The sequence below is a fragment of the candidate division KSB1 bacterium genome (assembly GCA_034521575.1).
In the GTDB taxonomy this organism is placed as follows: Bacteria; Zhuqueibacterota; Zhuqueibacteria; order Residuimicrobiales; family Krinioviventaceae; genus JAXHMJ01.
This window is the reverse complement of the sequence record JAXHMJ010000001.1, coordinates 82,806-94,586: the sequence shown is the minus strand read 5'-3', so window position 1 is coordinate 94,586 and position 11,781 is coordinate 82,806. Positions and strand designations below refer to the sequence as shown.

13 protein-coding genes are annotated in these 11,781 nt (G+C 46.7%); 1 reads left to right on the top strand and 12 read right to left on the bottom strand.

Annotated elements, in window-relative coordinates:
- Positions 1–123 precede the first annotated feature (123 nt).
- A complete protein-coding gene (locus U5R06_00370; GenBank protein ID MDZ7721299.1) occupies positions 124–369 on the top strand; it encodes a GlsB/YeaQ/YmgE family stress response membrane protein in 246 nt (81 codons plus the stop codon).
- 60 nt (positions 370–429) lie between these two features.
- Here the strand turns inward: U5R06_00370 and U5R06_00365 are convergent, their stop codons facing one another.
- The 12 genes from U5R06_00365 to U5R06_00310 all read right to left on the bottom strand — a co-directional run bounded on the left by U5R06_00365 (position 430) and on the right by U5R06_00310 (position 11,727).
- The gene (locus U5R06_00365) at positions 430–2,064 is read right to left on the bottom strand and encodes a SpoIID/LytB domain-containing protein (protein MDZ7721298.1); all 1,635 of its coding nucleotides are present in this window, start codon (positions 2,062–2,064) and stop codon (positions 430–432) included.
- A gap of 14 nt (positions 2,065–2,078) precedes the next feature.
- Positions 2,079–2,975 (bottom strand): GTPase Era, encoded by an 897-nt coding sequence (era, locus tag U5R06_00360; GenBank protein ID MDZ7721297.1) that lies wholly within the window; start codon positions 2,973–2,975, stop codon positions 2,079–2,081.
- Positions 2,972–3,448, bottom strand: a complete 477-nt coding sequence (locus tag U5R06_00355; GenBank protein MDZ7721296.1) for a hypothetical protein — start codon at positions 3,446–3,448, stop codon at positions 2,972–2,974. Before U5R06_00355 ends, era begins: the two co-directional genes overlap by 4 nt.
- Positions 3,449–3,459: 11 nt before the next feature.
- Positions 3,460–4,890: a proline--tRNA ligase gene (gene proS, locus U5R06_00350; protein ID MDZ7721295.1), complete on the bottom strand. Its 1,431-nt coding sequence runs from the start codon at positions 4,888–4,890 to the stop codon at positions 3,460–3,462.
- 18 nt (positions 4,891–4,908) lie between these two features.
- Positions 4,909–5,772 carry a hypothetical protein gene (locus U5R06_00345; protein MDZ7721294.1) on the bottom strand — a complete coding sequence of 288 codons (864 nt, stop codon included), beginning with the start codon at positions 5,770–5,772 and terminating at the stop codon, positions 4,909–4,911.
- Positions 5,773–5,847: 75 nt separating this feature from the next.
- On the bottom strand, positions 5,848–6,345 hold the full coding sequence (locus U5R06_00340; GenBank protein ID MDZ7721293.1) for a PTS sugar transporter subunit IIB: 498 nt from the start codon (positions 6,343–6,345) through the stop codon (positions 5,848–5,850).
- 23 nt (positions 6,346–6,368) lie between these two features.
- Complete coding sequence (locus U5R06_00335) at positions 6,369–6,764, bottom strand: hypothetical protein (protein MDZ7721292.1); 396 nt, start codon at positions 6,762–6,764, stop codon at positions 6,369–6,371.
- On the bottom strand, positions 6,761–7,789 hold the full coding sequence (gene hprK / locus U5R06_00330; GenBank protein MDZ7721291.1) for an HPr(Ser) kinase/phosphatase: 1,029 nt from the start codon (positions 7,787–7,789) through the stop codon (positions 6,761–6,763). Before hprK ends, U5R06_00335 begins: the two co-directional genes overlap by 4 nt.
- A 43-nt stretch (positions 7,790–7,832) precedes the next feature.
- The gene (gene raiA / locus U5R06_00325) at positions 7,833–8,159 is read right to left on the bottom strand and encodes a ribosome-associated translation inhibitor RaiA (GenBank protein MDZ7721290.1); all 327 of its coding nucleotides are present in this window, start codon (positions 8,157–8,159) and stop codon (positions 7,833–7,835) included.
- Positions 8,160–8,235: 76 nt separating this feature from the next.
- Positions 8,236–9,153: a tyrosine recombinase gene (locus tag U5R06_00320; protein MDZ7721289.1), complete on the bottom strand. Its 918-nt coding sequence runs from the start codon at positions 9,151–9,153 to the stop codon at positions 8,236–8,238.
- Between the two features lie 4 nt (positions 9,154–9,157).
- Positions 9,158–11,245: a DNA topoisomerase gene (locus tag U5R06_00315; GenBank protein MDZ7721288.1), complete on the bottom strand. Its 2,088-nt coding sequence runs from the start codon at positions 11,243–11,245 to the stop codon at positions 9,158–9,160.
- Between the two features lie 14 nt (positions 11,246–11,259).
- Positions 11,260–11,727 carry a DUF494 family protein gene (locus U5R06_00310; GenBank protein MDZ7721287.1) on the bottom strand — a complete coding sequence of 156 codons (468 nt, stop codon included), beginning with the start codon at positions 11,725–11,727 and terminating at the stop codon, positions 11,260–11,262.
- Positions 11,728–11,781 lie beyond the last annotated feature (54 nt).

Genomic DNA, 11,781 nt, shown 5'->3' with positions numbered 1-11,781 from the left:
GATCAATTTAGGTATTAATAATTTTTGCAATCTCATGAATAAAACATTGTTTTACCTTGTTAAATTAGTCAAGGATGTTGCTTTTCTTTCAAAGACCCCAAACACAAAAAGAAAGGAAAGAATATGAATATCATCTATTTTCTGATTATTGGACTGATTGCAGGTTGGCTTGCAGGACTTATTCTTAAAGGTAAAGGATTTGGTCTGGTTGTAAATTTGATAATAGGCTGTATCGGTGCAGTGTTGGGTGGTTATTTATTCGCATTGCTTAATATTACCGGAGGATTGATTGTGCAAATTATTGCCGCGGTCGTTGGCGCAATCATATTGTTATGGGTAATTAGCTTTTTTAATAAAAAGAAAAAGTAATTTCAGTGTTTGGGGTCTTGAAAGAGACAATCGATTCTGATCAATTCTGAAAAGCATGCTTTAATACAATGCAACCACCCGCGCCCCCTGATAATAATGTTCCAGAATGCGTTCCGCGGTTTTCCCCGCGTGCGCCATACAGGCGGCGCCGATCTGGCACATGCCCACACCGTGTCCCCAGCCGGCGCCTTTGAATGTAAACGCCTCATACACCTCATTCTCAGACCCCACCGGTTCGATGACAAAACAGGCGCTGTACAGGGTTTTCGGAGACAGGGCCTTGCGAATGTTCAATTCTCGCTTGATGCTGAACGTCCGGCTGGTACCGATCACTTCAAGCTCAATGATGCGCCCTGAAACTCCGCGTGTCAGGGGAATCAGGTCCACCAGTGTCCCGAGTTTTTTTTCGGTATATTTTTCGATACTCTGTTCCAGTTCCTGACGTGTAAAGGTTTCCGACCAGCGGAAAAACTTTTTCGCATAGTGCGCGAATTCCGGATTACCCGCCTTTACGATATTACAGAACACGTTCGGCTCCGAATCGAGCCAGCGTTCCAGGTCTTGTTCCCGGCTCAAGTCCATGGCTGATGCCATGGCGCGCGGATGTTCCACATCAAACACCCCGGACAAGTACGATTTGGCATCGCCGCGCCAGACATTATCCGCATTTTCGGTATGTCCGCCGCACATGGCGTGATAGGGCGTATTGCACAACTCGTCACCGACCTGCAGCACCTGCCCGCGCGTTTCGCGCACGGCGCGCCGGATTTTCTCATTGTTGTTTTTGCCGACATACGACTGACAGTGAACGTCATCACAGACATCAAACGGATGTGATTTGTGCACACGCGTATAGTTGTGCAGAAAATAGGTGCGGGCGGCAATGGCCTGAGCCTTTAAAGCTTCCAGCGGAAACGATGCCGGCATTTCACCGGGCAGCACACCCTTTAGGTACAGAGACAGCGGAAGGACATTGATAACGACCAATCCGCCGTTTTCGCCTGTCTGAATCTCAAGATCCCCCTCATACACCCGGGTTTCCCGCCGGGACCAGTGATATCCGCGTCCCACCGGAACATTCGATATCGTTATGGGACCGCCGGCCAGGCGTACTTTACCCGCCACTTTAAACTTTTTATCGTCGGCCACGATCTGATAAACAGTATTCACCCCGTAATCAGCTACCACCCGTGCTTTGGCAGCGCCCAGTTCATTAATATATTTTTCTGCGCCGGATTTGCTTTTCCAGGAGCGCTGATCGTAGAGAACATATTTGAGGTTTCCTTTTATGACTCGGTGACCCACCTGCAATTCACCGCCGGTCTCTTTGATCCGTGCTTGAATTCCGTAGCGCGACAGCTGACGTTTCATGCGCTCCGCGTCCTGCCGATTCGGATATTCCGCATATTGAACCTGATATTCAACAGCAATCTTTTCAGAATTTTCGACAATCAGTGTATACGTTTCCCCGCCGGGCAGCATGCCTTTCTTATGTCCATTCGCAAAGACCGTGATCGCACGTTCGCAAGAAAACACCAGCGAATCCGTGCCTTCGATCAAACCCACCCGGATGACCGGACTCTGAATATAGGGCGCCGGCCGATAAGCCACGGGGGCACAGGAGATGAGCCATCCCAGTCCCACCAGCGCGGGGATCAGTTTTTTAAATTTAAACTCGTGAGAAAAAATAGACATGCAGCCATATCCGGTTAATTGCGGTCCAGACCAAACTCTTTGAGAAAGACATCCTTTTTCCGCCATTTTTCCCGGACACTCACCCAGCATTCCAGAAAAACAGGACGTTCCAGAAACTCTTCAATGGATTTGCGCGCGCGTTTCCCCATTTCGCGGATCGCTTTGCCGTTTTTTCCGATAATTATTTTTTTCTGCGACTGCCGCTCCACAACGATACGGGCTTTGATATAATCTTTGCGATCAGACTGTTCGCGGAATTCGTCGATCACCACCGCGGTCGAAAACGGCACCTCGTCCCGATAATACTGAAAAACCTGTTCGCGGATCAATTCGCTGACGAAAAAGCGTTCCGGGTGTTCGGAAATCATATCATCGGGATAAAAGGGCGGCGAATACGGCAGGTATTGCCGAACCGCTTCCTTGATATCATCCACATTATCCCCGTTCAAAGCAGATATGGGTATGATCTGCTCAAACAGATTCATACTCTGATACTGTTCCATAAGCGGCAGCATACGGTTCTTGTCATGCAGCAAATCCGCTTTGTTGATGACCAGAATACAGGGTTTGTTAATATTTTTAAATAGTTCTGCCGTTTCGGCATCGCGTTTGGATATTTTGTCCCCGGCTTGTACCAGAAACAGCACCACATCCGCGTCCTGGACAGCCCCGCGCGCCGCTTTCATCATCATTTCCTGCATCCGGTATTTGGGATCGATCAGTCCCGGCGTATCGAGAAAGATAATCTGAAGATTTTCTTCATTGTAAATACCGAGAATGCGGTGACGCGTGGTTTGCGGTTTGGCTGTGGTAATAGAAAGCGGGAATTTCAGAATGCGGTTGACCAGCGTCGACTTGCCCACATTCGGCCGTCCGATCACAGCGACATATCCGGCTCGATACTGACTCAATGGTTGATGTCCCGCAGTGAAATATCATACAATTTATCATCAAACAGCTTTTTACCCATTTCTTCAGAATCTGTAAATTTCAGATTATGGGACTGACAGCCGTTTCGGGTGCAGACTTCAATCACACCGCCATGCGGCAGATAAATCGCAAACATGGGCGCGCCGCATTTTGAGCAAGTCTCTTTCTCATGTACCAGAGAAATTTTGCAAACCGGACAGTAAAGATCAGCACATTCCCCCTCTTTGATCTCGATTTCCGGTAAATTCTTATAGCTGCCGTAAATCGGATCCAAATAAATCAAACCTTCCTTGTCGCCGGTTTTGGCGTAAACGGTGACCGAAGGATAACCATTGATCAAATGCTCCGTATCCATCAGATTACAGCCCTTGGGGCAAGTAGCATGTTTGACACGTATCGCTTTGGAAGGCACCTCAATCTCTACAGTTTCTTTTTTCTTTTCTTGATTCTTCATTCCTTGTCCTCCTAATATGCTTTGGCAACCAGCACTCGCTGCTCAGAGGGTTGACCGCAGACAATACAGTTTCCTGTTTCCTTTTCACCGTCCATCGGGACACAACGGATTGTGGCTTTGCTTTTATTCTGGAAATCCGTTTCGCAGTCCGGACTGCCGCACCAATGCACCCAGAAAAATCCACCGGGTTCCTCTATTCTTTCCTGAAACCGCGTATAATCATCCTCAGTGAACGTATTGGCGTCACGGAATTCAAGAGCCCTGGTATAAAGATTTTTTTGAATCTCTTCCAGTAACTCTTCAATACGCTCCAAAACATGATCCTGCGGAACCATCATCTTTTCACCCGTATCCCGCCGCACCAGCACCACCTGGTTCTGCTCCAGGTCTTTGGGGCCGATTTCAACCCGGATGGGAATACCTTTTTTCTCCCACTCGTTAAATTTATATCCCGGTCGGTATTGATCGCGATCATCAACGTAAAACGGAACACGGCCTTTCCAGGCATCTGTCATCGTTTGAACCGCAGACCGCAGGTTCTGTTCCTGTTCTTCATCCCGCCAGATCGGTATGACCACCACCTGAGTGGCAGCCAGTTTGGGCGGCAGCACCAGCCCGTTGTCATCGCTGTGCATCATGATCAGGGCGCCGATCAGCCGCGTCGAGACTCCCCAGCTGGTGGCATAAACATACTGCAGTTCGCTGTTCTCATCCTGAAAGGTCACATCAAAGGCTTTGGCAAAATTTTGTCCCAGATAATGCGATGTGCCGGCCTGCAAAGCACGCTTGTCCTGCATCATGGCTTCGATACAATACGTGTCCAGGGCTCCGGCAAAACGTTCCGCAGGGGTTTTCAGACCGACAAACACGGGAGCCGCCAAACAGTCATTGGCAAACCGGCGATATACGTCCAGCATGCGTTCGGTTTCTTCAATGGCTTCCTGCTCCGTGGCGTGCGCGGTGTGGCCTTCCTGCCACAGAAACTCGGTCGTACGCAGGAACAACCGGGTTCGCATTTCCCAGCGCACCACATTGGCCCACTGGTTGATCAGGATCGGAAGATCCCGATACGACTGTACCCATTTGCTATACGTAGACCAGATAATGGTCTCGGAGGTCGGACGCACCACATACGGTTCCTCCAGTTCTTTGCCGCCGCCGTGGGTAACCACGGCACATTCCGGTGCAAATCCCTTTACGTGTTCCGCTTCTTTTTTCAAAAAGCTTTCCGGAATAAACATGGGGAAATAAGCATTCTGATGTCCGGTTTCCTTGAACATCCGGTCCAGATGTTCCTTCATTTTTTCCCAAATGGCATATCCATGCGGTTTGATCACCATACATCCCTTGACCGCGGAATGCTCTGCCAGTTCAGCAGCTGCAATTACATCCAGATACCAGCGTGAATAATCGACTGATCGTTTTGTTATACCTTTAGCCATGGACCTTTCCCTGTATTGTCATTTCCTGTTCGTATTTTCACATGCATCTATGCAAAACCCGCTCTGAATGTAGCACAGGGCGGGATTCTGGATACCTTCCAGACAGTAGAGCGCACGCTTGAGGTGTTTTTGACCCTGCTCCATTTTAATAATATCAATCAAAGCACCGTGCGGACAGCGTATGCAACGCTCCGGTTGCTCTTTGAACCGGGTTGCTGATTGTTTGGCGACCAGTGCCCGGGAATTGTTCCAGGTTTGGGCGCCCGACCGGGTTTCCACATGAATGCCCCAGAGTTTGGGAAACAACAGCCGTCCATGATCAATACTCAGTCGACCCCGCGCCTCAAATTCGTCTCCGGCTGCCAGACGAAACCGGTCCTGCTGGGATGGAGAAATATAAGCATAAAATGGTTCATCAAACCGGGTTGTATCCATAAAACCGTACTGAAAAACAGTCAGATACCCGGAAAGACGAAAATGCCGCTGGTTTCCGTATTCTTTGATATAAAAGCGCGGTTTAATCGAGCTGACCCGGCACCACAACTCTATATCCCGGCTGCGGTTTTCTTCGATCCAGTCGTCAAAATCCTGCAATTCCTGTTTAAAGGATTCAAATTCAGCCAGACTGATTAAAAGCCGGGGCTGATAATGCACTTTCTCGTCCTGATAATGCATGCAGCCTTTACACAGCCGCCCGACATACTTGAATTTTCTCGGACATTTTCCGCGCTTGACCTGGCAGTGCCAGCGGAACATCAGACAGCCCTGCGGATAGCAGTGCTTTTCATGCATCACATGATAAACCGAAACCCGGTTTTGAAATTTTTCGTGTCCCTTGTAGCTGCAGGAAAACACATCCGTGCGTTTATAGGGATTTTGCATAGTACAACCTAAAAAATAAAGATAATATAATTAGAGCAGGATTGAATAGCAAGCGGTTTATTAAGGGAGCAGAGTTCAGCTCACACCTTCGGCCTCAAGGCCCAGAGCTTTCGGGATATTAACTGCTGTTCGATTGGGAACATCACGTCCCTCCAGCTCTACATTCAATTCCCTGAGTTTACGAAACGCTTCAATATCCTCCTGATCCACAAAAATAAACGGAGTGACCTGGTTTTTTCCAGGTTTGAAATGCATACCCCCTACGTTGACCCGGGATATATCCAATCCCTTTTTCACCAAATACAGCACGCTCTTGGGAGAATCCACCAGCAATAATATACGTTCCTCTTTATATTCATCACTTTTCAAAGCCTTTAACGTATCATTTAGGGTTAATACCGACGCTTTGAGTTCTTCGGGAACGGCTGACATATAAATGGTACGCTGCCATTCGACGGTCGCCACTTCATCACTTGCCAACAGAATGCGGTCCAGATGCAGCACTCCGGCCCATCCCACCACAACCTGTCCGTGAATCAAACGATCATCAATTCTTACCAACACTAAAGACATGAAGACTCTCCTTTTGCAAAATTTCATAATCCTGACTTTAACATATCAACTCCGGTCTGACCCCGTTTGCGGATTTCAGCAGTCAATTCATCCAGTTCCATTGTCTTGCGCTTTGTCAAAAAAGCCAAAACCATTGATAGATTTACACCGCTCAATACCCGGACTCTATCATTCTCGGCAGCGATGGAAGCGGCCACATTCCAGGAGCTCCCGCCTTTCAGGCATGCCATGATTACAATGCCTTTTTTTTCTGTCAGAGGCGCGTTGACCAGGGCCAATAAACGGTCACGGATATCAGCCGCAGACATATCACTGACGGAAAGGCTGTACAATTCAACGCATTCCCCGACAATAGAATTAACCGCATCGATAAAGGCTTCGCCGATATGCCCGTGCGCTATGATAATTCCTCTGATCATTCCTCATCCTCTATCGGCAACTCTACATCTGACTTTTGTTTCTTCCGCAACCGGTTGATCAATTCCTGCTGAAATTCTGCAGCCTGATGCACACCGATTTGTTTCAGTTTATGATCCAGGGCAATGGCTTCCGCAACAATGCGGATATTTTTACCTTCCACAATTGGAATTTCCACAAGCGGCAGTTCTACTCCCATGATCCTGGTCACTTTTTCATCCAGTCCCAGACGCTCGTATTTTTTTGTTTTGGAAAACTTTTCCAGTTGTACCACTACATGAATATCCTTGTTGCCCCGAATTCCCCGGACTCCAAACATCTTGAAGACATCTATGATTCCCAGTCCTCGGATTTCCATGTGATAGCGGTTATTTTGACGTGAGGCGCCCTGCAATTGATTCAAACGGTTGCGCGTAATTTCAACCACATCATCCGCCACCAGCTGATGCCCGCGTTCCACCAAATCAAGACAGAGTTCGCTCTTGCCGATACCCGGCGCCCCCACAAATAACACCCCCACGCTGAAAATATCAACCAGGGTCCCATGCATAACCACATGCGGCGCAAATTTGCCTTCCAGGTATTCGCTGATATGCCGGTGAGCTTCCGTTGTATTCATGGGTGTATTGAAAACGGTAATCCCGTTTTTATTGGCAACATCCATAAATTCTTTGGGAAGCTTGTTATTGTTGGTGACCAGCACACAAGGCAGATCAAATCCCAGAACGGTGGATATCATACTAAAGCGCTTCTGGCCATGCAGGGTATTTAAAAACCCGACCTCGGTATTCCCCATAATCTGTATACGCCAGTACGTAAACACTTCAACAAAACCACCCAGAGCAAGACCGGGCCGGTTGATTTCTTTTTCCCGGATTTTGCGTTCAAAGCTATAGCCGTCGTTCAGAATTTCAAGCGACAAGCTATCCTTCATATCATTATAAAAAGTCTTTACTTTGATAAAGGATAAAACTTTGGGTTCCGGTAAATTCGTGAATTCCTTGAATACTTTGGTTGTTAATCCCATAAAAAGGTGGTTAGGGGACGTTTCCATCCCCTAACTCTAAGAATTATTCCTCTTCTATAATATTTTCAGTGATGCGTTCCTTATCGAAATGCCGGATTTTCTCTTTATATTTTCTAATTTGCCGCTCCAGCTTTTCAACCGCAAGGGTGATGGATTTGTACATATCATCGCTTTTTTCAATTGCTTTCAGGGTTTGCCCGTAAACAATAACAATAATCTCGGCAATCTGTTCCTGTTTCACATAGTCCAGAATAATTTCAACGTCCATTATTCCGTCGTAATATTTCTTTAGCCGCCTGACTTGCTCAGTTGCGAATTCTTTCAGTCGTTGTGATGTCTTAAAGTGTCTCGCGGTGAATTCAACTCTCATCAGGAGCCTCCTTTCAGAATAGTAAAGATAAACTTCAAAATGCAAAAAGACAATGTTTTTTTAAAATTATACCTCCTCATTTAGATTCACGATCTCTTTGATGATATTTTTTATAAATCCGTTTCAAATGATCTGCAGACATGTGGGTGTAAATCTGAGTGGTGCTCAAATTTTCATGTCCGAGCATTTCCTTAACAGACATCAAATCTGCGCCTTCATTTAGGAGATGAGTCGCAAAACTATGGCGCAATGCATGCGGATGGGCTTTTTTATCATCCGCCACACGGGACACATATTTGCGCACCAGACCTGCTACCTGAAATCGGGTCAGCGGTTTGAGTTGGGCATCAACAAACAGTCGGTCTTTCGGGGATAACGCCCGCTTGTACAATGAAACAAGCCGATCCAAATAATAATCAAGGTGTGTCATCAACTCTTTTCCGGTCTGCACCAGTCGTTCCTTACGGCCCTTGCCAACCACACGGATAACACCCTCCTTGCAAAGAACGTTTCTATATTCCAGCCCGGCCACTTCACTGACTCGTAATCCCGTGGCGTAAAACAGTTCCAGGATAACAAAATCGCGCAATCCTTCAAATGTACCGGCATCCGGCTGCTGCAGCACATGCCGCACTTCTTCCTTTGTCAAAAAATCCGGCAGCCGCTTTTCCAGTTTTGGCGTTGCAATACCCAGGGTGGGATTGTGTTTCAGCACTCCCTGCCTCACCAGGTAACGGCAAAACGTGCGCAAAGCCGCCAGTTTGCGCGCCGCACTCGTTTTGCTGTAATCATGCCGGTACAAATACGACAAATAACCGCGAATCATGGTTTTCTGCAACGCCTCAACAGTTATTTCCCGGCCTTGATTTGAATCGTTCAAATAGATCAAAAACAGTTCTATATCTGTTTTGTAAGCAGCCAGGGTATTATCACTGGCGTTGCGTTCAACACGCAGATAATTATAAAATGAATGTAAACAGTCGTTAAAAGTCACCAGTCTATACTCGTTGGAATTCCATACTCTCCTTAACAGTCGATTTGCATTTGGGACAACTCATTTTGATTCCAGCGCTATCCTCGCTTTCCACAAGATATCTGTGCCCGCAGTACATACATGCCATATTCACAGGCTTTAGCCAGGAGGCAAATTTGCAAGCGGGATAACGATCGCATCCGTAAAATAACTGTCCCCACTTTGTGCGACGTTCAACAATAGTTCCGGCACACGATTCATTGGGACAGCGAACACCAATCGAAAACGACTCGGTGTGAGTGCAATCCGGAAAATTTATACATGCAAAAAACCGGCCATACTTTCCATGACGTTCTACCAGTTCTCCACCGCACGCTGGACATATTTTAATGCTATGCTTCCCGCCTGTCTCATGATAACCACATGTGGAGGGATAGTGTTCGCAACGCGCCCGTCCCTTTGCATCCCGGACTATTTTTCCGCTGCACACAGGACAAACAAGTGCGGACGAAAAGTCTTGAATCAATTTATCAAGATCCTGCGCAACATTTTCCGGTGTTTTTTTTCCCAAACGGGCTTTCCGCCACTGCTTTTTGGTTAGCCGGATAAACTCGGTATTGAACAGACCGGGATATTTATTTTTGATATCGTCGATCAATTGCTCCGTACGGGATGTTAAAGCAATATCATCTCCTTGTATAGTTAACAATTCCCATTGACAAAGTGATTCCCACAAACGATCAACTTCATCCGCATCAACAAGACGCGAATGATTCAAAATATCAAGAAAAACTTCCAACCGGCTTTTTGAATGCGAATCAGGAGTTTGACGAACCAGAGCGAAATCCAGACACTGCACATTTTGCTCCGGATAAAACTCAAACAGGGTGTTTGTATGCGCAGATCCGGGGGTGTTTAACAACTGATAAAACCCGCGCGCAAGCTCCCGGTGAGTATGGGCCACAAGCCGATGATCCCTGGTATTTGTATATGAAAACACATAGTCAAAAAACTGTCTTTTGCTATCACCCATTTGTGAGGCCACACAGCGGGTCCAGATCAAATCATACAGAACATACTGATCCGGATTGAGGTGTTTTTTAATCTGTCTGGGCGTATACCGCGGGTTCACCGGGATTACGGCTGTCAGCCCGTCCTCACCTTTAAATCTCGGAGATTTGGGAACATACTCAACTCCATAGTGGTTGAGAATAAACTCCCGCACATCCAAAAGCGCTTTTTCGTTCATCCGGGTTGAATCCGTTAAATAAAATGTGATCAAGCCCTGCGGATTTCCGCATCCGATATCAATGCCTTCATATAATTGCCGGATTATTTCAAGCGCTTGATCCGGGGTATACTTTAATGCCGCCGCCGCTTTAAGCAGCGCCAGAGTATTGAACGGCGGCTCGGGTGCCACAGTGGATTCATGTTTCAGAACCTGCTCAAACCGTATTGTTTTGTTTTTCAAATCATAAATATAAGCTTTTGCCGTTTCTTTGTTGTCAAAACACAGCGGTTCGCCGGTCTGGGATTCAAGTCTGGCTGTCAACGGCTTTTCGCAGTCGTGCAATTGCAGCTGCACAATCCATTTTTGATTGCGTGGAATAAAATCTACGGCATATCGGCTGTCACGTAAAAAATCCAGTCCGATCATTGCTTCCAGAAAAACCGGAAGCTCAGGGGTCTCTGTGTCGCCGTTCTTTGCAAACATTTTATCCGACAATGACTGTAAAAATCGTTCTTTTTCCCGCTGGACCTTGAACAGCTGGTAGTTTACAGGATACTTTTGTTCAAACGCATGTTTCACCGCTTTTTTGGTGATTTTCTGAAGCGGCAGCCTGTTTACCCGTATCCCTCTTTCCTCCAGGGCCAGTTTCCACAATGCCGCCAACGCGTCCCCTTGCGTATCCGGATCAAATGCCAAATAGACCGATCCGGCTGTATCCGGCTGCCAATCCCGTACTGTCTCGTCTATTTTCTGCTTAAAACCAAACTCGCCGATCCCTGTCCGCGGAACAGGTTCGGCGAGTATTATTGTTGCATCTTTAAAAAATTTGCCGAGTGTATCTCTTTTTTGAAGAGATTCCACCACCAAAAGTCTATTGTTCATAACCTCACGGTTTTTTAATGCGGATTTTGATTAGATATAAACTGGAAAAAACCTGAAGACGCATTATCTTCATACTCAAGCACAACGGCTGTGACCAGTTCTTTCATATCTTCCACGTCGAGATGAGTGGTGTGAAGACGCACAGCCTGATCAATAATTCTTTCCATCATCGAGTCTGTTAAAACATCAAGTTCCCGAAGACGAAAAAGATATCCAAACGCATTCGGAGAAATGGCTTCCTGTTCATCTTCGTTCAATGAACGCCACATAGGACGCGGCAATGATTTGCCGGGTTTATCAATTAAATTCTGAGCGGTATCCTCATTTCCCAATAACCAGGACATAGCCAGGGATATCTCATCATCAGAAAACCCTTGTTCTTCGAGAAAGTCGATGACATGTTGTACCGGTATCTCTCCAGCAAAACTTTCCTGTAATTCCTTGAGCACCATTTCCAGTACATCGAACAGTTTTTTATCCATTAATAAAGACTCCGTATCATTGGATTTTTAGTTTTATACCTCAAACGTCAATAT